This is a genomic window from Variovorax sp. 10N420 (genome assembly GCF_056394705.1).
Genome location: NZ_JBFTIJ010000006.1, coordinates 337,458 through 355,727 on the forward strand (window position 1 = coordinate 337,458; position 18,270 = coordinate 355,727).

At 64.8% G+C, this 18,270-nt stretch carries 18 protein-coding genes; 10 read left to right on the forward strand and 8 right to left on the reverse strand.

Annotation, left to right across the window (positions count from 1 at the left end; all coding sequences use genetic code 11):
• Window positions 1–68: 68 nt before the first annotated feature.
• Genes AC1DEK_RS17980 through AC1DEK_RS17990 form a run of 3 tightly spaced genes read right to left on the reverse strand, consistent with a single transcriptional unit; the run spans window position 69 to window position 2,949 of the window.
• On the reverse strand, window positions 69–1,448 hold the full coding sequence (locus AC1DEK_RS17980; RefSeq protein WP_478126627.1) for a CoA transferase: 1,380 nt from the start codon (window positions 1,446–1,448) through the stop codon (window positions 69–71).
• 48 nt (window positions 1,449–1,496) lie between these two features.
• On the reverse strand, window positions 1,497–2,135 hold the full coding sequence (locus AC1DEK_RS17985; RefSeq protein WP_478126628.1) for a 3-oxoacid CoA-transferase subunit B: 639 nt from the start codon (window positions 2,133–2,135) through the stop codon (window positions 1,497–1,499).
• Window position 2,136: 1 nt separating this feature from the next.
• Window positions 2,137–2,949, reverse strand: a complete 813-nt coding sequence (locus tag AC1DEK_RS17990) for a CoA transferase subunit A (RefSeq protein WP_478126629.1) — start codon at window positions 2,947–2,949, stop codon at window positions 2,137–2,139.
• Window positions 2,950–3,047: 98 nt separating this feature from the next.
• On the opposite strand from AC1DEK_RS17990, the gene AC1DEK_RS17995 reads away from it, so the two are divergent.
• From AC1DEK_RS17995 to AC1DEK_RS18010, 4 genes are all read left to right on the forward strand, one after another.
• Window positions 3,048–3,647, forward strand: coding sequence for a LuxR C-terminal-related transcriptional regulator (locus tag AC1DEK_RS17995; protein ID WP_478126630.1), 600 nt, complete (start codon window positions 3,048–3,050; stop codon window positions 3,645–3,647).
• Between the two features lie 13 nt (window positions 3,648–3,660).
• A complete protein-coding gene (locus AC1DEK_RS18000; RefSeq protein WP_478126631.1) occupies window positions 3,661–4,725 on the forward strand; it encodes an MBL fold metallo-hydrolase in 1,065 nt (354 codons plus the stop codon).
• A 214-nt stretch (window positions 4,726–4,939) separates the two neighbouring features.
• Window positions 4,940–5,713, forward strand: coding sequence for a hypothetical protein (locus tag AC1DEK_RS18005; protein ID WP_478126632.1), 774 nt, complete (start codon window positions 4,940–4,942; stop codon window positions 5,711–5,713).
• Between the two features lie 52 nt (window positions 5,714–5,765).
• On the forward strand, window positions 5,766–6,848 hold the full coding sequence (locus AC1DEK_RS18010) for a TAXI family TRAP transporter solute-binding subunit (protein WP_478126633.1): 1,083 nt from the start codon (window positions 5,766–5,768) through the stop codon (window positions 6,846–6,848).
• A gap of 33 nt (window positions 6,849–6,881) precedes the next feature.
• Here the strand turns inward: AC1DEK_RS18010 and AC1DEK_RS18015 are convergent, their stop codons facing one another.
• The 4 genes from AC1DEK_RS18015 to ada all read right to left on the reverse strand — a co-directional run bounded on the left by AC1DEK_RS18015 (window position 6,882) and on the right by ada (window position 10,941).
• Complete coding sequence (locus AC1DEK_RS18015; protein WP_478126634.1) at window positions 6,882–8,339, reverse strand: NCS1 family nucleobase:cation symporter-1; 1,458 nt, start codon at window positions 8,337–8,339, stop codon at window positions 6,882–6,884.
• Between the two features lie 97 nt (window positions 8,340–8,436).
• Window positions 8,437–9,093 carry a DNA oxidative demethylase AlkB gene (gene alkB, locus AC1DEK_RS18020; protein WP_478126635.1) on the reverse strand — a complete coding sequence of 219 codons (657 nt, stop codon included), beginning with the start codon at window positions 9,091–9,093 and terminating at the stop codon, window positions 8,437–8,439.
• A gap of 31 nt (window positions 9,094–9,124) precedes the next feature.
• The gene (locus tag AC1DEK_RS18025) at window positions 9,125–9,862 is read right to left on the reverse strand and encodes a 2OG-Fe(II) oxygenase (RefSeq protein WP_478126636.1); all 738 of its coding nucleotides are present in this window, start codon (window positions 9,860–9,862) and stop codon (window positions 9,125–9,127) included.
• A complete protein-coding gene (gene ada / locus AC1DEK_RS18030) occupies window positions 9,859–10,941 on the reverse strand; it encodes a bifunctional DNA-binding transcriptional regulator/O6-methylguanine-DNA methyltransferase Ada (RefSeq protein ID WP_478126637.1) in 1,083 nt (360 codons plus the stop codon). The genes AC1DEK_RS18025 and ada overlap by 4 nt, the downstream gene beginning before the upstream one ends.
• 193 nt (window positions 10,942–11,134) lie before the next feature.
• Between ada and AC1DEK_RS18035 the strand changes: the two genes are divergently transcribed.
• Window positions 11,135–12,733: an OpgD/OpgG family glucan biosynthesis protein gene (locus AC1DEK_RS18035; protein ID WP_478126638.1), complete on the forward strand. Its 1,599-nt coding sequence runs from the start codon at window positions 11,135–11,137 to the stop codon at window positions 12,731–12,733.
• Window positions 12,734–12,877: 144 nt separating this feature from the next.
• Here AC1DEK_RS18035 and AC1DEK_RS18040 read toward each other — a convergent pair whose 3' ends face one another.
• The gene (locus AC1DEK_RS18040) at window positions 12,878–13,252 is read right to left on the reverse strand and encodes an FKBP-type peptidyl-prolyl cis-trans isomerase (RefSeq protein ID WP_478126755.1); all 375 of its coding nucleotides are present in this window, start codon (window positions 13,250–13,252) and stop codon (window positions 12,878–12,880) included.
• A gap of 134 nt (window positions 13,253–13,386) precedes the next feature.
• Here AC1DEK_RS18040 and AC1DEK_RS18045 point away from each other — a divergent pair, with 134 nt between their 5' ends.
• From AC1DEK_RS18045 to AC1DEK_RS18065, 5 genes are read left to right on the forward strand one after another with little or no spacing between them, the layout of a single operon-like run.
• Window positions 13,387–14,781 carry an ethanolamine ammonia-lyase subunit EutB gene (locus AC1DEK_RS18045; RefSeq protein WP_478126639.1) on the forward strand — a complete coding sequence of 465 codons (1,395 nt, stop codon included), beginning with the start codon at window positions 13,387–13,389 and terminating at the stop codon, window positions 14,779–14,781.
• Window positions 14,778–15,578, forward strand: a complete 801-nt coding sequence (gene eutC, locus AC1DEK_RS18050) for an ethanolamine ammonia-lyase subunit EutC (protein WP_478126640.1) — start codon at window positions 14,778–14,780, stop codon at window positions 15,576–15,578. Before AC1DEK_RS18045 ends, eutC begins: the two co-directional genes overlap by 4 nt.
• A 31-nt stretch (window positions 15,579–15,609) precedes the next feature.
• The gene (locus tag AC1DEK_RS18055; RefSeq protein WP_478126641.1) at window positions 15,610–16,188 is read left to right on the forward strand and encodes a peroxidase-related enzyme; all 579 of its coding nucleotides are present in this window, start codon (window positions 15,610–15,612) and stop codon (window positions 16,186–16,188) included.
• Between the two features lie 17 nt (window positions 16,189–16,205).
• Window positions 16,206–16,889, forward strand: a complete 684-nt coding sequence (locus AC1DEK_RS18060) for a response regulator (RefSeq protein WP_478126756.1) — start codon at window positions 16,206–16,208, stop codon at window positions 16,887–16,889.
• Entirely contained in the window at window positions 16,886–18,259 is a 1,374-nt protein-coding gene (locus tag AC1DEK_RS18065) for a sensor histidine kinase (protein ID WP_478126642.1), read from the forward strand. Before AC1DEK_RS18060 ends, AC1DEK_RS18065 begins: the two co-directional genes overlap by 4 nt.
• Window positions 18,260–18,270 lie beyond the last annotated feature (11 nt).

Consider the following 18,270-nt stretch of genomic DNA (forward strand, 5'->3'; position numbering starts at 1 on the left):
ACGACCACCCTTGGCGAGTCATCATCCAAAGCGATGATGAAAAAGCGGCTCGACTCGCCGTTCCAACCTCAGGGCCAGACCGCCGGATGGCTCCCAGGCGGCATCGATGGCCGCGGCCATGCGGCAGGCGTGCGCGAAAGCTGCGCGCTGTGCCTGAACCCGGTCAGTTCGCCGAAGCCTGACGGAGAGATTTCCAGGTAGGGTGCCTTGTCAGGCACTTCGATACGGAATCCATCGGGCACCCGGCCGAGTCCTCGCAACCAATCGCCGGTTTGTGCGAGCGACACCTGCACGAGCCAACTGCCACCCTCGCGTTGTTGCCGCCAAAGCGCCGCGGCCGCGCCCATGGCGATGAGGTAACCGGTCGCCTCATCGAGGATCTGCATCGGCAAGGGCCTCGGCTTGCCGCCCCCAGCGGCTTCGCCCTCGGCATGGTTGAAGCCTATGGCGGTCTGCACGAGCGAATCGAAGCCGCGCCGTGCCGCCCATGGGCCAACCGTTCCGTAAGCCGAGAGCGAAACATAGACCATGCCCGGCCGAGTCCGCGCGACATCCTCCGGACCGAAGCCCAGCGATGCAATGCCGCCGGGGCGGTAGCCCTGGATGAAGACATGTGCATCTTTCGCCAACCGATGCAGCGCGTCTCGGCCAGCCTCTTCATGAAGATCGATATGCGTCGAGAGCTTGCCGCGGCTGGTGTCGGCGATGGCCTCGATGTTGGGCAGCTTCGGTGAATTGACCAGCATCACGTCGGCGCCATAGGCCGCCAGCGCACGGCCGCCCACGGGCCCGGCGAGGATGCGCGTGAAGTCCAGCACCCGCACACCGGACAAGGGCCGTACGTCGTCCGCGAGAGGCGGCAGCGCAAGCGGCGGTGCATCGCCGATGCGTTCGATGCTGAACAAGGGCTGCGACACCAGTGCCCTGCCCTGCGGGGTGGCGTCCCAGTCGTCGAAACGGCGCAGTGCGGTTGCCACCAAGCCCTTGGCGGCCGCTGCGTCTTCGAAGTCGATCGACTTCCACGTCTGCATGGCCGCTTCGGCATCGGCGCGCTGGGCGGTGGCCGGATCGAGCCCCAGCAGCCGGAGCGCGCCGTCGCGATGGTGCGCAAAGTTGGCATGGATGCGCACCCAACCATCCGCCGTGCGATAAAGGCCCGAGAACGGGTCCCAGGCGTCGGGCACCCGCCCGTCGACGCTGTACCAGGCCGTGCATTCGAGCGCGGCATGCAGCATGTCGACCTCGACCTGCTGGCGCGGCACGCCTCGCACGTGCCCCAATTCGCAGGCGGCAAGTGCTGCGGCGGCAATCGTGCTCTGCGCCGCCACGCCGACGGCAAAAGAGGAAGGCAGCACGGGGTCAGCGCCGCCGAGGCGCGCAAAGGCCAGCGCATCCAGCGGCAAGCCTGACAGTTGCCAGATGTCCTTGAGAGCTTCCGCCCCGTCCATGTTCGTGCTCCTGTCCTTGCGCACCAGACAGCGCTGCCGGTGACCTCGCTACTGGATCAGCTTGGCACCGGTCTTCGACTGCAGGGCGTCGAAGGTCACGCCCGGCGCGAGTTCGACCACCTTCAAGCCTTCGGGCACGACGTCGATGACAGCCAGATCCGTGATGATGCGGTCGACCACGCCCACGCCCGTCAGCGGCAGCGAGCACTTCTCGAGGATCTTGAGGTCCTCGGTGCCGTCCTTCTTCTTTGCGACGTGTTCCATCAGCACGATCACGCGCTTCACGCCGGCGACGAGGTCCATGGCACCGCCCATGCCCTTGACCATCTTGCCCGGGATCATCCAGTTGGCGAGATCGCCCTTGCTGCTCACTTGCATGGCGCCGAGGATGGACAGGTTGATCTTGCCGCCGCGGATCATCGCAAAGCTGTCGTGGCTGCCGAAGATGGCCGAGCCGGGAATGGTCGTCACGGTCTGCTTGCCGGCGTTGATAAGGTCGGCGTCGACCTGGTCTTCGGTCGGGAAAGGGCCGATGCCCAGCATGCCGTTCTCGCTCTGCAGCCACACCTCCTTGTCGCCGACGAAGTTCGCGACCAGCGTCGGGATGCCGATGCCGAGGTTCACGTAGAAGCCGTCTTCGAGTTCTTGTGCCGCGCGTGCGGCCATCTGGTCCTGGGTCCAAGGCATGTCAAGCTCCCTTGCCGTTGTTGCTTTTGATGGGGGCCGGCACTTCGCTGCCGGCGGCTGCTTGCGCGATGGCGGCTTGCGCCTCGACCTTCGCGGCGACCGCATCGACCGGGGCCGCAGCGCTCACGGTGCGCTTCTCGATGCGCTTCTCGGGGTTGCTGTTGAGGACGATGCGATGCACGTAGATGCCCGGCAGATGAACATCGTCCGGTGCGATCTCGCCGACTTCGACGATCTTCTCGACTTCGACGATGCAGACCTTGCCGGCCATGGCCGCGGCGGGATTGAAGTTGCGCGCCGTCAGGCGAAAGCGCAGGTTGCCCGACTTGTCCGCGACGTCGGCCTTGACCAATGCCACGTCTGGCACCAGCGAGCGTTCCATCACGTAGGTTTCACCATCGAATTCGCGAAGCTCCTTGCCCTCGGCGACCTGCGTGCCGACGCCGGTCTTGGTGAAGAAGGCCGGGATGCCGGCACCGCCCGCACGCAGCTTTTCGGCCAGCGTGCCTTGCGGCGTGAATTCGAGCTCCAGTTCGCCCGCCAGGTATTGGCGCTCGAACTCCTTGTTCTCGCCCACGTAGCTCGCGATCATCTTCTTGATCTGGCGCGTCCCCAGCAGCTTGCCGAGGCCGAAACCGTCGACCCCCGCGTTGTTGGAGATGCAGGTGAGGTTCTTGACGCCGGAGTCGTGCAGGGCATCGATCAGCGCTTCGGGAATGCCGCAGAGGCCGAAGCCACCGACGGCGAGAGTCTGGCCGTCGGCCACGACGCCCTTGAGTGCCGCATCGGCGGAGGGGTAGATCTTGTTCGCCATGGTTCCTCGTTGGTGATGATGGTGGTGATGGTGGTGATGGATGTTGACCGTGAATCGCCTTCGACGATACTACGTAGAGGCATACGTAGTATTTCGTAATGGAGACACCCGACAAGGCCCCCGCCAAGGAATGGCAGACCGTCGACTACCGGCTCGCCTTCGAGCTCGCGCCGGTCGGCATGGTGCTCTCCCGTCATCGCAACATCGTCGGCTGCAATGCGCGCGTTTGCGAGATGTTCGGCACCACGCGCGATGCGCTGGTCGGTCAATCCTTTCAGGTGCTCTACCCGAGCGTCGCCGAATTCGAACGGATCGGCAAGCGGATGGAGCCGATCCTGAACGCCAGCGGCCGTTATGCCGACAACCGGATGATGAAAAGGCTGGGCAACCTGCACGGCGCATTCGCAGGCGAGACCTTCTGGTGCCACGTGAGCGGCCAGGCGCTGAATCGAGCCGCGCCGCACGAGGCGGGCATCTGGACCTTCGAGGACCTGGGATCGCGGCGCTCGGCCAAGGCCGAACTCACGCCGCGCGAACGCGAAGTCGCCGCGCAGGTGATGCAGGGCCGCACCTCCAAGGAAATCGGCAAGGCGCTCGCGATCAGCCACCGCACGGTCGAGATTCATCGCGCGCGGCTGATGCGCAAGTACGCGGCGGCGACGACCGCCGAATTGGTGCAAAAGCTGATCGCAGGATAGATTCCGGCCAACGATGGCCTCTTCGCACGACCCCGAAAAACCCCACCACCGCGCACGCGGATTCCAGAACAACTACATCGAGTTTCAGCCGAAGAGCCTCTCGGAGCTTCTGCGCTGGCGCAGGGATGCGATCCGCAATCACCTGCCGCCACCGCCGCTCGCGCCCACGCCGCGCGTGGCGGCCGACCTGCCCTGGCTGCGCGCCAACGGCAGCGCGGGCGTTGCAATGCTGCCGGCCGTGAACTGGATCGGCCATGCCACCGTGCTGGCCCAACTCGGCGGCCTCACGATGCTGACCGATCCGATGTTCTCGCAGCGGGCGTCTCCCGTGCCACTGGTCGGCCCCACGCGGCAGACGCCGCCGGGCATTGCGCTCGCCGACTTGCCGCACATCGATCTGGTGCTGGTCTCGCACAACCACTATGACCACCTCGACCTGGCTTCCGTGGCCGCTCTGAACGGGCAGCGCGGGGGTCCGCCCCTCTTCATCGTTCCGTTGGGGCTCAAGGCCTGGCTGGCTGCGCACCACGTGCACAACGCAGTCGAACTCGATTGGTGGGAACGGCATCCGGTAGCGGGGCCGCAAGGCGCTGTCGAAGTGGCTCTGGTGCCCGCGCAGCATTGGTCCTCCAGGAGTCCGAGAGACGCCATGGCGACGCTATGGGGCGGCTTTGTGGTGCTGGCGCCGGACTGCCATCTGCTCTTCACCGGAGACACGGGCTATTCGCGCGACTTCGCCGACATTCGCCGTCACTTTGCCGATCGGCAAACGCCCGAGCAAGGCGGCGGCTTCGACATTGCGTTGATACCGATCGGCGCCTATGCGCCGCGCTGGTTCATGCAGACACAGCACGTGGACGTCGAAGAAGCACTGCGGATTCATCGTGATGTGGCTGCCAAGCGCTCGCTGGGCATTCACTGGGGAGTATTCAATCTGACTGACGAGGCTCTCGACGAGCCCCCCAGAAAGCTGGCCGAGCTGCGTGCCGCACAGGGCATGCCCGAAGACGAATTCTTCGTTCTTGCCGTAGGCGAGACACGCAAACTCACATTGCGAACCCCCAAAGCGTTGGATTGACGCAAACGTAGGTCAATAATCAAAATGCCGCCGTCATCGTGTAATACATTCGATTTAAGTAATGATGAACATGGCCGATCCGGACCCGTCGATGTCAGTGCCTTGCAAGCACTGCGCTGCACTGCTGCAGAAAGGGGTTCAGTTTTGTCCGTATTGCGGCAGAGACCAATTTCCCGATCATGTTTCTCCGGTCAGGCGCGCAGCGCCGGCACCCATGGATGTCGTGGACTTCGCCGACACCGTGCAGCCGGACGCACAGACCTCCGAATCGCTTGGCTACCCTGTCCCGACGACCGCAGCAGCCAACGACGAAACGGACCCTGAAATCGGACTCGTGCGCCCCGGAGGCTACTGGCAGAAGGAAGTGCTGGGGGGCCGCGGAATGCCGCGGCATTGGGCCGGCAGTTCACTATTGCCAATACGCCTCGTCATCAGCGTCGTGGCTGCGCTGGCCCTCGTGGCGATCGCCCTGTTGATCGACAACCTGTACCTCGACAACGGCAGCGAGGCCGGCAGGCAGCGGGAGTTCAAGGCGAACCTGGAGCAAGTGCACAGTGCGATGGATCGCGGCGACCTCGGCGGCGCGGCGCGCATCCTCGAAGGACTCGAGACCGAACATGCGGACGATGCAGGCGTTCAGGCCCTCCGACAGGCGTTCGATCGAAGATTACAGGAGCAGGTCGCGAAGCGCGAGCAACTCAGGGAGGCCGCGCTGAAGGCATCGAAGGCGATCGGTCTTCCGCCGCCGGCGCAGTCGGCGCCGGTCCAAGCCCAGAGCCGCGTCCAGGCACCGGCGCCGGTCAATGACGCCGCCCGTCAAACAACCAATGCGCTCGGACTCGGCGAGCCCGCGGCTCCCCGTGCTCCGGCAAACACAAGCGCCCCGCCCCCTCCCTCTTCATCCCCTGCGCAAGCGGCGGGCGCGGCGAAATCGACTGAAAAGGATTGCACCACCACGCTGACGGCGCTGGGCCTCTGCCAAAAGTAGAAGCAACGAGACACCGATAACAATCACAACCGATCGACTTCAAGGAGCCAGCATGCCAATCAGAACCTTCCTGACCGCGTTGTTGATGATGGTCTTCCTGTCCCCTGCGCTGGCGCAGAACCGGGCGGCGTACAAGATCGTCACCGCATCGAAGACGGGCACCTACATCCAGATCGGCAACGACATTGCCAAGTGGATCGCCGAGCCCGCGGGCATCGACCTCGAAGTGCTCGAGTCCAAAGGGTCGGCGGAGAACGTTCAGCGCATGCGCTTCGAGCCCGGGGTCAAGCTGGCCCTGGTGCAGTCGGACGTCTACCAGGCTTTCCTGGACGAAGCGAAGGCAGGCAACGCAGAGGCCGGAAACATCATTCGTCCGCTGCGGCTCATCATGCCGCTGTATGACGAGGAGATCTACTTCGTCGCCCGCGCAGACGCGCCGATGAACTCCATCAACGAGATCAAGAACAAGAGGATCAGCGTCGGCCCCCTGGGCAGCGGCACGGCGCTCACTTCGCGAACCATCTACAACCTGATGTTCGGCGAACAGATCCCTGCCGCCAACATCGAGTACCTGGGCAACGAGGATGCACTCGTGAAGCTCACGGTCGACAAGACGATCGACGTCGCGATCATCGTCGCCGGGCAGCCCGCCAAGCTTTTCGCGGACATGAAGCCGGAGGCGCGCAACTACATCAAGATCCTGAAGCTGGACAATGCGGCGCCCGAGACAGCGCGCGCGAAGAAGACCTACTTTCCGGCCGTGATCCGCGCCAGCAGCTACCCGGCATGGCTGTCCGCCGACATCCCGACGCTGACGGTGAAGGCCTACCTGGTCACCTACGAATACAACCTTCAATCGACCGTCGGAAATCTCATCCGCTTCGCGGACTCGCTGTGTACCAACTTCGACAAGCTCCAGGCCAACGGACATCCGAAGTGGAAGCAGGTGAAATTCGAACTGCCTCCCCTCAGCCAGGGATGGCGCTACTACGCTCCGATGGAGAAGCGGATGCGAGCCTGCATCGCTGGCCAGCAGGCGGCCGCCACAGCCCGGGCGACGCCGGTGAAGGCGGCGCCACCCCAAGCCAGACCGTGCTCTGACCAGGAGCTGGTACTCGGCATCTGCAGAAAGTAGCTTCCGGTTCGGGCAAGGCTTCGGGCGCGAGGCTCAGGCACTCGCTGCCGCGACCGCTGCGCGCGGACGCAGCGTCGCCATGACGAAATAGACACCGCCGCCGATCACCACGCCGAAGAACCAGCCGTAGATGTTCCACCAGGTAGGCAGCAAGGTCGTGAAGGTAGGCAGCAAGGTCGAGAACACGCTGCCGATGCCTGCGGCGACCAGGGCGTTGACGTTCCAGCCACCCTCGTAGCGGTACTCGCCGTATTCCTGATAGAGCGCCGCCACATTGATGTTGCCCTTCGCGACCAGGTAGTAGTCGACCAGGATGACCCCGAGCAGCGGCCCCATGGTGGACCCGATGGCGTTCACGAAATGCGCGGCGTTGCCTTCCCACGGTGCGAACGGATAGAGCACCAGCGCAATCGCAGCTGCGATCAGGCCCCCCTTCTTGAAGCTGATCTGCCTCGGGAAGGTGTTTGAAATGTCGAACGCCGCCGACACGAAATTGGCCACCACGTTGATGCCCAGGGTCGCGACGGCGAAGGTGATTGCGGCAATCAGCGCCAGCACCCAGCTGTCGAACTTGGCGGAGATCTGCTCGGGATGCAGCAACACTTCTCCGTAGACCTTGAAGGCTGCGAGCGTCGTGACGCCGGCAACCAGCGAGAACGCGACGAGGTTGATCGGCAGGCCCCAGAGGTTGCCCCTTCTTACCGCGTCCTTGTCCTTGGCGTAGCGCGAGAAGTCGCAGAAGTTGAGGTACAGCGCCGCGAAGTAGGTGATCCATGTCGCACCGACCGCCATCAACGCCCAGAACGAGCCCGGTTCGCCAGGGACGCCAGCGTCCTGGGTCTTCTGGATCAGCGCGTCCATCGGGATGCCATGGTCGAACGAGATAGCGCCGGCCTTGACGCACAGTCCGACCGCAAGCAGCAGCATCGCGATCCACACTGCGGGGCCCGCCCAGTCCTGGAACCGCCGCACGGTTTCCATGCCTTTCTGGATGATGAGCAGTTGCAATGCCCAGATCACCAGATAGCAGATCACCTCCAGTGCCGAGTGCCCGAGGATGTGCGTGCCCTTGTGGAATTCGAGCATCGCATCGCTGCGGATCAATAGCGCGACCACGGCGCCTGAAGCCGCCGCTGTTTGCGCGCCATACCAGAAGCAGGCCACCACCGCCCGCACCATCGCCGCCAGATTGGCGCCCCAGACGCCGAAGGAAGCTCGCGCGAGCACCGGATACGGCACGCCCGTCTTTTCACCGGCATAGCCGATCAGGTTCATCAGCCCGAAGATCACCAGGGAGCTGAGTCCGATGGCGATGAGGAAGTTGACGAAGCTGCCGCACAGCAGGAACAGGCTGGCCGCGAGGTAGTAGCCCCACAGGCTGTGAACGTCGGAAGTCCAGACGTTGAAGATGCTGAAAGCGCCCCAGTTCCGTTCCTTGGCGGGTGCCAGGTCCTCGTTGTAGAGCCCGGGTGAGGGATTGCGGATTTCCATGGATCGCTCCTGTTGTACGCACGAGGCCAGCGTAGGCACTCGCCATCCGATGGAGATACTGGTTTTCCCGAACGCTTCCCGAACGGATTCAACGGATTCAGCCGGCTTTGCGAAAAGTGAGATTGATCCGGCAATCGCCCAGAAGCGGATGCGTGCCCTCCTTCAACGGCAGCACGCCGTGGAAACGCAGACGCGCCGGCCCTCCCCAGACCACCACGTCGCCATGCCCGAGCGGCACGCGGCGCGCCTTGTCGGCCCGTTTCGCGCCGCCGAACAGGAAGACGGCCGGAATGCCCAGCGACACGGAGACGATGGGCTGGCCGTAGTCGCGCTCGTCGCGGTCTTGATGAAGCGAAAGCCGCGTGCCGGGTTCGTAGCGATTGATGAGGCACGCATCGGGCACGAAATCGGCGAACCCGGCTTGCGAAGCCGCATCCGCCGCCAGCCGTGTGAAGGCCGCCGGCATGCGCGGCCATGGCCGTTCGCTGTCGGGGTCGATCGGGTCGTAGCGGTATCCGGTGCGGTCGGTCACCCAGCCGAGCTCGCCGCAGTTGGTCATCGCCACGGACATGCGGAAGCCGCCCGGCGTGACCATGTGGCGCAGCGGCGCTCGGTCAATCACTTGCTGAACGGCGGCGAGCAACTCGGTCTCGCGCTCGATCGCATGGCGTCGCAACACGACCGCACCCGGCTCCAATGGCTCCGCGGTGGGCACATCGGATTCAGCGGTGTCTTCGAACAGGTCCAGCGTCATGCAATCCTCTGGCTCATGCTCATTTTCCGGCTCAAGCCGCATCATGAAAGATGATGCCCAGCGTGTGGCGGCGACCGGACCGGACCCGGCTCACCCCATGGCGCAGGTTGACCCGATACACCCCCCGCGTGCCTTGCACCGGCCGGTGGTGCACCGCGATCACCGCCGCATCGCCTTGCCGCAGCGGCAGCACCATCGGCCGCGATTGCATGCGTGGTCGCTGCTCGGTCATCACGAATTCGCCGCCCGTGAAATCGCGTTCGGGCTCTGACAGGAGAACCACGACTTGCAGCGGAAAGACGTGCTCGCCGTACAAGTCCTGATGCAGGCAGTTGTAGTCGTCGGCCCCATATTGCAGGAGCAGCGGCGTGGGTCGCAGCTGGCCACCGGCATGGCAGCGCGCGATGAATTCGGCATGCGCCGGCGGAAAGCGCACGTCGATGCCCATCGCCTGATTCCATCGGTTCGCGATCGGCGCGAGGTGTGGATAGATGTGCGCGCGCAGGTCCCCGATCAACTCCGGCAAGGGATAGGCGAAGTACTTGTATTCGCCTCGCCCGAAGCCGTGCCGCTCCATCACCACGCGGCTGCGGAAGAGCGCATCGGCCGGATACATCGTCGCCAGGGATCGGCACTCGGCCGGCGTGAGCAGACCCCCGATCACGGCGTTGCCCTGGTCATCGAGTTCGTCGGCCACCTGTGCCCAATCGATGGCCGCGACGCGAGGCCCGGTCTCGTCGCGCAGCGGCATTTTGTCTCGTGCGTTCATGCCGTCTTCGCTTCGCGTTCAAGCAACGCACTCTTGCGCTCCACGCCCCAGCGATAGCCCGACAGGCTGCCGTCGCTGCGCACTACGCGGTGGCATGGAATCGCCACCGCCAGCGCGTTGGCGCCGCAGGCTTGCGCCACCGCACGCACCGACTTCGGTGCACCGATGCGTTTCGCGATCTCGCTGTAGCTCGCGGTCTGGCCCAGTGGGATCTCGCGGAGCGCACGCCAGACGCGCTGCTGGAAGGCCGTGCCGCGAACGTCGAGCGGGAGGTCGAGCCCCACCCCCGGCGCCTCCACAAAGCCAACGACCTTCGCGACCAGTGCTTCGAATTCCGCGTCGCCACCGATCAGCCGAGCCCGCGGAAACTGGTCCTGCAGATCGCGCGCCAAGGCTTCAGCGTCATCACCCAATGCGATGGCGCAGACGCCGCGTTCGCTTTGCGCAACCAGGATCGCGCCCAGTGCGCATTCGCCGATCGCAAAGCGAATGTCCGTGTCGGCGCCGCCTGCCCTCCATGCCGTCGGCGTCATGCCGAGCATGTCGTTCGAGCTTTCATAGAAGCGGCCGTTGGAGTTGTAGCCGGACCCGTAGATCGCATCGGTCACCGTGTCGCTGCGCAACAGCTCTCGGCGTACGCGAGCCGCGCGATGCGCCGCTGCATAGGCTTTGGGCGTGACGCCGGTCACTTGCTTGAAGAGCCGGTGAAAGTGCGAGCTGCTGAGCTTCGCCCTTTGCGCGAGTTCGTCCAGCGTCGGCGTCTGCTCGGCGGCTTCGATGAAGCGGCACGACTCGGCCACCATGTCCGCCTGCTGCGCAGCCTGCGCAGGCGCGTCAGGCTTGCAGCGCCTGCACGGCCGAAAGCCGGCGCGCTCCGCTTCGGCCGCGCTCGCATGAAAGGCCACGTTCTCGGGCCGTGCCTGGCGTGCGCCGCAGGAAGGCCGGCAATACACCCCCGTCGTGCGGACCGAATAGAAAAAGCTGCCGTCCGCCGCCGCATCACGGGCCATGACGGCGGCCCAGCGCGGGTCGCTTACTGTGGCGAGGGCCCGCATCTCGTTGGGATTGCGCATGTTCATTTGCATCCTTCAGTCATGTCGTTGTCGATGCGTCCACTGTAGGGATCGTCGCCGCGCGCCGCACTCCGGCTCTTGCTTTCGAATTCGACGCAGGGCCGTTCCTCAGATCGTAGGACGATGCCGACATCACCGTGCTTTCTTCAGCCCTCGGCCTACGGGGGCTGCCTGGCGGCCTCGTTACCATTTGGGCCACATGATCGATCGACGTTCACTCCTCACGGCCAGCGGAGCATCGCTGGTACTCGCCGCGCTCGGCATTCCTGCCGAAGCAATGGCCGCCGCCGGACTCACACTGAGCCAGCCTCGGCCCTTTTCCTTCGAACGTCTTGTTGCACTCGCGAAGTCGCTCGGCGCCCAGCCCTATGCGCCCGATAAATCGCTTCCGGCGGACGTGCTCGAGCGCATCGACTACGACGCACACGGCAAGATCAAGTTCAACACCGACAACGCGCTATTCCGGGATGGTCCCGGCCAGTTTCCGGTGACCTTCTTCCACCTCGGCCGATTCTTTCAGGTGCCGGTGCACATGTACGTGCTGGAAAACGCGGGCGATGACGGCTTCGCCCGCGAAATCGTCTACGACAGCGCCTACTTCACCATGCCTGCGGACAGCCCGGCGCGAAAACTGCCCGACGGTGCCGGATTCGCTGGATTTCGCCTTCAGGAAAGCCGCCTCGGCGATCAGAAGAAGTTGCCTTGGCAGACCAACGATTGGGCGGCTTTCCTTGGCGCGTCGTACTTTCGCGCGATCGGAGAGCTGTACCAGTACGGCTTGTCCGCGCGCGGCATCGCGCTCGACGCGGCCATGCCCGATCGCGCCGAGGAGTTTCCGACCTTCACGCGCTTCTACTTCGAGCCGCCCCCGTCGGACAGCGCCAACTCCATGACGATCTACGCCCTGCTCGAAGGGCCCAGCATCACCGGCGCCTACAAGTTCGTGCTCACGCGCGACAAGGCAGTCTTGATGGACATCGATTCGCGGCTGTTCCTGCGCCGGGACGTCGCCCGCTTCGGCCTTGCGCCGTTGACGTCGATGTACTGGTATTCCGAAACCGTGAAGCCCACCGGCATCGACTGGCGGCCGGAGGTGCATGACTCCGACGGCCTGGCCATGTGGAACGGCGCCGGCGAGCGCATCTGGCGGCCCCTGAACAACCCGACGCAAACCCGCGCATCGGCATTCACGGACACCAATCCACGTGGGTTCGGGCTGCTGCAGCGCGATCGCTCCTTCGATCACTACCAGGATGGCGTCTACTACGACAAGCGCCCCAGCCTCTGGGTCGAGCCGCTCGGCAACTGGGGTGAAGGCACCGTGCAGCTCATCGAGATTCCCACGGATGACGAAATTCACGACAACGTGCTCGCCTGCTGGGTGCCCAAGGCGCCGGCCACGGCGGGGTCGAGCTACACCCTCAAGTACCGCCTGCATTGGGCGGCCGACGAGCCCTTTCCTTCGCCGCTGGCGCGCGTGCTGGCCACACGCATTGGCCGCGGGGGTCAGCCCGGCCAGCCGAGACCCGCGGGCATCCGCAAGTTCATGGTCGAATTCATCGGCAAGCCGCTGGAGTCACTGCCTTTCGGCACCAAGCCCGAACTGGTGTTGACGGCCTCGCGCGGCAAGTTCTCGTACATCTTTGCCGAAGCCGTGCCGGATGGCGTGCCCGGTCATTGGCGCGCGCAGTTCGATTTCACGGCGGAGGGAACGGATCCGGTGGACATGCGCCTGTTCCTGAAGACTGGCGACCAGACGCTGTCAGAAACCTGGCTCTACCAGTTCCAGCCGTTTTAGCGGTTGCTCGCCCCCAGGCTTCGCGCACTTCGTGTCGCTTCGCCTACCCCCTGACCGGGGGCAATACCAGCGGCCCGGCTGAGCCGGTTCCGCGGTATTTCTGGCAAGGGAATGGAGGCCGGGACGAGGCCGGAGCTGTTTCGGTTACTTGCCTTTGATCGAGATCAGTTCGATCTCGAAGTCGAGGGTGGCGTTGGGGGGGATGACGCCGCCTGCGCCGCGGGTGCCGTAGGCGATGGCGGGTGGGCAGGTCAGCTTGGCTTTGCCGCCGACTTTCATGAGCTGGACGCCTTCGGTCCAGCAGGGGATTACGCCATTCAGGGGAAATTCGGCAGCCTCGCCGCGCTTGTAGGAGCTGTCGAATTCCTTGCCGTCGGGGAAGGTGCCGCGGTAGTTGACTTTCACGACATCGGTGGCGGCGGGCGAGGCTCCCTTGCCGTCGACCAGCGACTGGAAGATGAGGCCGCTCGGCTTGGTGACGGGCGCCGACTGCGCAAAGGCTGACGGCAGGACGAACATCGAAACAGCGGCTGCAACAAGAATGGATCGCACGATTTACCCCTTGGTCGAATGAATGAACGGGCCCATTATTGCCGGGTGGCCGAGTCCATTCGGCACTGCCTTCGGGCCTTCTCACCTTCTCACCGACGCTCATGCGCTACCGAACCACCATCGATTCGCAGGTCTTCGAGTTCATCGACTTGAAGCAGGTCATGGCGTTCGCGAGTCCGGCGCGCTCCGGGGACTATCTCGCCCAGATCGCCGCAGCCACGGCTCAGCAGCGCATGGCCGCACGCCATGTGCTGGCCGAGACACCGCTCAAGCAGTTCCTCACGGAAGCGCTGGTGCCTTATGAGGACGACAACATCACGCGGATCATCATCGACGAGCACGACGCCCAGGCCTTTGCGCCGGTGTCGCACCTCACGGTGGGCGACTTTCGCAACTGGCTCTTGTCCGAACAGGCGAGCACCGAGACATTGACTGCGCTCGCGCCGGGACTCACACCAGAGATGGTGGCCGCGGCGTCCAAGCTCATGCGCAACCAGGATCTCGTCGCGGTCGCGCGCAAGTGCAGCGTGATAACGCGGTTCCGCGACACGATCGGCCTGCCCGGCCATCTCTCGGTGCGGCTGCAGCCCAATCATCCGACCGACGATCTGCAGGGGGTGGCCGCATCCACGCTCGACGGCCTGCTCATGGGCGCGGGCGATGCGGTGATCGGCATCAATCCGGCATCGGACAGCATGCAGGTGCTCGGAGACCTGTTGCGGATGCTGGATGAGGTGATCCAGCGCTTCGAGATTCCGACCCAGAGCTGCGTGCTGACGCATGTCACCCACGCGTTGAAGCTGATCGAATCGGGCGGCCCGGTCGATCTGGTGTTCCAGTCGATCGGCGGCACCGAGAAAACCAATCGATCTTTCGGTGTGACGCCCGAACTTCTCGACGAGGCGTACGCCGCCGCATTGGCAACGAAGCGCGGAACGATCGGAGACAACGTGATGTACTTCGAGACCGGCCAGGGCAGCGCCCTGTCGGCCAATGCCAACTTCGGCGTCGACCAGCAGACCTGCGAAGCCCGCGCCTATGCGCTCGCGCGGCGCTACAAGCCGCTGCTGATCAACACCGTCGTCGGCTTCATCGGGCCTGAATATCTCTACGACGGCAAGCAGATCGTCCGCGCGGGCCTGGAGGATCACTTCTGCGGCAAGCTGCTCGGCCTGCCCCTGGGTTGCGACGTCTGCTACACCAACCACGCGGAAGCCGACCAGGACGACATGGACACGCTGCTGGTGCTGCTCGGTACCGCGGGCATCAACTTCATCATGGGCGTGCCGGGTGCGGATGACGTGATGCTCAACTACCAGAGCACTTCGTTTCACGACGCGTTGTTCATGCGCGAGACGATGGGCTTGAAGCGCGCACCGGAGTTCGAAGCCTGGCTCGAGCGCATGCAGATCACGGACATGGCCGGCCGGCTCCTGCCGCCCTCTTCCAACCACCTGCTCACCGACATGCGCGCCTTGAGCGCTCTCGGCCGATGACGAACGACCTCGTCAGCCCCAGCCCGTGGAGCGATTGGCGCAAGGCGACGCCAGCGCGCATTGCGCTCGGCCGAGCCGGGGCGGGCATGCCGACCGACGAAATACTGCGCTTCGGATGGGCGCACGCGATGGCGCGCGACGCCATTCACGCCGAGCTCGACACCAATGCGCTCGCGGCATCGTTGAATGCGCAGGGTTGGGAAACCGCCCAAGTCCGAAGCCGCGCGGCCGATCGCACGACCTATCTGCGCCGCCCCGATCTCGGCCGGCAGCTCGAAGACGACGACGCATCGCGCATGCGCGCCATGGCCGGGACGCCGAAGGACATCTGCATCGTCATTGGCGACGGCTTGTCTTCGCTCGCGGTCGATCGGCATGCCGTGCCGCTGGTGACTGCGTTCCGGCAGCAGTTGCAGCAGTTGCCCAAAGGCCTCACCCTCACGCCCGTGGTGATTGCGTCGCAGGCGCGCGTGGCCCTGGCGGACGAGATCGCTGAAGCGCTCGGCGCCCGGTTGTCAATCATGCTGATCGGCGAGCGCCCGGGCCTCAGTTCGCCCGACAGCCTCGGGGCCTACATCACGCACGCACCCCGCCGCGGGCGCAACGACGCCGAGCGCAATTGCATTTCGAACATACGTCCCGAGGGCCTCGCCTACGGCGCGGCTGCGAACAAGCTGGCCTGGCTGGTGCGCGAGTCATTGCGACGCGGCCTGACGGGCATCGGGTTGAAGGATGAAAGCCACCTGGCGGTGCTCGACGCGGACGGCCATCCGGGAGCGCTCGGTAGCTCCTTATGATGAGCCTCATACCAGCCTATCAGGAGACCTCATGACCCAACGCTATCCGCTGGCCGAACTCAAGGATTTGCCCGACGACATTCGCGCCTCGATTCTCCAAGTGCAGGAAAAGGCCGGCTTCGTACCCAACGTGTTCCTCGCGCTCGCTCGCCGCCCGGCCGAGTGGCGCGCCTTCTTCGCCTATCACGACGCATTGATGCTCAAAGAAGAAGGCTCGCTCACCAAAGGCGACCGCGAAATGATCGTGACCGCGACGAGTGCGGCCAACCGGTGCCTCTATTGCGTGGTGGCGCACGGCGCGCTGTTGCGCATCTACGAGAAGAAGCCGCTGGTGGCCGATCAGGTCGCAGTCAACTGGCGCAAGGCGGACATCACACCGCGCCAGTACGCGATGCTCGAATTCGCGATGAAGGTCTGCGAGCATTCGCACGAGATCGGCGACAGCGACTTTCCGCCGTTGCACGCGCACGGCTTCAGCGACGAAGACATCTGGGACATTGCCGCAATCACCGCGTTCTTTGGTCTTTCAAACCGGATGGCAAGCTTCAGCGGCATGCAGCCGAATCCGGAGTTCTACCTGATGGGCCGGCTGCCACGTGACAAGAAGTGAATCGAGGGGACAGCGAAGTGCGCATATTGCTGGTTGAAGATGACTCGGCCCTCGCGGATGCCGTCTGCAGCTACCTCGTGGCGAAGGCGTTCATCGTCGATGTCGCGCCCGGACTTGCGCAAGCACGCGCCGCGCTGCTGACAGTGCAGTACGCAGCGGTTCTGCTCGACCTGCATCTGCCGGATGGGGACGGGCTTTCGCTGCTGCCCAATGTTCGTGCGTTGCGCGACCGTCCCATCGTGATCGTGTTGACGGCGCGCGACCAGGTGACGGATCGGATCCGCGGCCTCGACGCCGGCGCGGACGACTACCTCATCAAGCCCTACGATCCCGCGGAACTGCTCGCGCGACTGCGGGCGGTCGAACGCCGGCGCAGCACGAGCAGCTCGCCGGTGGTGCGGCTCGGCACGCTGGAGATCGATCTCGCCCGCGACTTGGTCCTCAAGGACGGAATGCCCGTCCTGCTGACGCAGAAGGAATGGGCGCTGCTGCGCGTGATGGCCACCCGGCCCGATCGCATTCACACGCGCGACAACCTCGCCGACGCACTCTATGGCTTTGGCGACGAGGCCGACAGCAATACGCTGGAGGTGTTCATCAGCCGTCTGCGACGCAAGCTCGGCCGCAGCCACATCCAGACGCTTCGCGGCCTGGGCTATCGGCTGTCCTTTGCGCCTGAAGTCGAAGAAGAGGACGAATGAACCCCAGGCTTCCGCCTTCGGGCGGTGCCGATTCCTCCGGCAAGCGCGATTCGCTCGCGGGCCGGCTGACGCGCACGCTCATCGTCTGGATCGGCGGCGTCTGGCTGATGGGCGTGCTGGGCGTCGTCTGGTATGTGAATCGCGAGATCAATCACAACTTCGACCACGAGCTGGTGGAGGTCTCGCATCGCATATTCGCCATGGCCCTGCACGAACTCGGCGAACGGCAGCAACCTGATTCCGGCGCGAAGAAGCCGCTGATCGCGGCGCCTCAGACGATGTTTCCGAGCGATGCGGTGAAGTACCAACTGGTCGATCTGCACGAAGGCGTTCTTCTGCGATCCGCCGAAGCCACGGGCACCTCGTTCGATGTGCCGCTCACGCCCGGCTTCGCGAGCATCGGACCGTGGCGGGTCTACACCGTGCGGCATCCGACGCGCGAGCTGTTTCTGCAGGTCGCCGATCCGCTGACCGAAAGGCAGAAGGCACTCAACCACACGCTCTTCGGGCTGATCATTCCGCTGGGCGCCGTTCTGCCGCTGCTGGCGCTGGTGCTTCGCAATGTGGCGCGGAGCGAACTGCGTGCGCTGGAGATGCTCGCGGCCGAGATCGAGCAGCGCAGCGGGGCCGACCTGCGGCCGATCCGGCTGCCAGGGCTGCCCAGGGAACTCCGGGCGGTCGGTGATCACGTCAATCAGCTGCTCGAACGGCTCTCGCAATCGCTCGACGTCGAACGCGCGCTGGCGGCGAATGCGGCGCACGAGCTGCGCACACCGCTTGCCGCCGCCCGATTGCGGCTGCAGACCGCGCTGGAGCACGACTTGCAGCGCGACGAAGTGCTGGCTGCGCTCGAAGCGCTTCAGGTGCTCGGCCACCGCACCGAAAAGCTGCTGCAGCTTTCAAGAGCCGAATCGGCCGCTTCGCTGGCGCGTGAGCGCATCGATCTCGTGCAACTCTCAGGCGCGGTGGCACAGGAGTTCTGGCAGAGCGCCGATGCCAACGAGCGCCTGGCACTGAAGGTGCCCGACACGGAGCCGCCCACCGCGCTCGGCGACGTGGATGCGCTGGCGATCGCGCTGCGCAATCTGGTGGAGAACGCATTGCGGTACGGCCGCGGCCGCGTCGTCATCGAAGTGATGGCGCCCTGCACGCTTTCCGTGCGCGACGCCGGACCGGGCGTGAGCCCGGAGCAACTGCGCACCCTGCGGCAGCGGCATGTCCGTCACGACCTGGGGCATGCAGGCTACGGACTGGGCCTGTCGATCGTCGCAACCATCGTCGAGAAGCTCAGCGGGCGGCTCGAGCTGAGTTCACCGGCCGTGGGCGCGACGACGGGCTTCGAGGCTCGCATCGTCCTGAAGCCGGTGTGAGCCGACCAGCG

Bases quoted from the DNA above. Each gene is read 5' to 3' on its own strand.
- AC1DEK_RS17980 (WP_478126627.1), bottom strand. From the start codon at position 1,448: ATGGACGGGGCGGAAGCTCTCAAGGACATCTGGCAACTGTCAGGCTTG.
- AC1DEK_RS17985 (WP_478126628.1), bottom strand. From the start codon at position 2,135: ATGCCTTGGACCCAGGACCAGATGGCCGCACGCGCGGCACAAGAACTC.
- AC1DEK_RS17990 (WP_478126629.1), bottom strand. From the start codon at position 2,949: ATGGCGAACAAGATCTACCCCTCCGCCGATGCGGCACTCAAGGGCGTC.
- AC1DEK_RS17995 (WP_478126630.1), top strand. From the start codon at position 3,048: ATGGAGACACCCGACAAGGCCCCCGCCAAGGAATGGCAGACCGTCGAC.
- AC1DEK_RS18000 (WP_478126631.1), top strand. From the start codon at position 3,661: ATGGCCTCTTCGCACGACCCCGAAAAACCCCACCACCGCGCACGCGGA.
- AC1DEK_RS18005 (WP_478126632.1), top strand. From the start codon at position 4,940: ATGGATGTCGTGGACTTCGCCGACACCGTGCAGCCGGACGCACAGACC.
- AC1DEK_RS18010 (WP_478126633.1), top strand. From the start codon at position 5,766: ATGCCAATCAGAACCTTCCTGACCGCGTTGTTGATGATGGTCTTCCTG.
- AC1DEK_RS18015 (WP_478126634.1), bottom strand. From the start codon at position 8,339: ATGGAAATCCGCAATCCCTCACCCGGGCTCTACAACGAGGACCTGGCA.
- alkB (WP_478126635.1), bottom strand. From the start codon at position 9,093: ATGACGCTGGACCTGTTCGAAGACACCGCTGAATCCGATGTGCCCACC.
- AC1DEK_RS18025 (WP_478126636.1), bottom strand. From the start codon at position 9,862: ATGAACGCACGAGACAAAATGCCGCTGCGCGACGAGACCGGGCCTCGC.
- ada (WP_478126637.1), bottom strand. From the start codon at position 10,941: ATGAACATGCGCAATCCCAACGAGATGCGGGCCCTCGCCACAGTAAGC.
- AC1DEK_RS18035 (WP_478126638.1), top strand. From the start codon at position 11,135: ATGATCGATCGACGTTCACTCCTCACGGCCAGCGGAGCATCGCTGGTA.
- AC1DEK_RS18040 (WP_478126755.1), bottom strand. From the start codon at position 13,252: ATGTTCGTCCTGCCGTCAGCCTTTGCGCAGTCGGCGCCCGTCACCAAG.
- AC1DEK_RS18045 (WP_478126639.1), top strand. From the start codon at position 13,387: ATGCGCTACCGAACCACCATCGATTCGCAGGTCTTCGAGTTCATCGAC.
- eutC (WP_478126640.1), top strand. From the start codon at position 14,778: ATGACGAACGACCTCGTCAGCCCCAGCCCGTGGAGCGATTGGCGCAAG.
- AC1DEK_RS18055 (WP_478126641.1), top strand. From the start codon at position 15,610: ATGACCCAACGCTATCCGCTGGCCGAACTCAAGGATTTGCCCGACGAC.
- AC1DEK_RS18065 (WP_478126642.1), top strand. From the start codon at position 16,886: ATGAACCCCAGGCTTCCGCCTTCGGGCGGTGCCGATTCCTCCGGCAAG.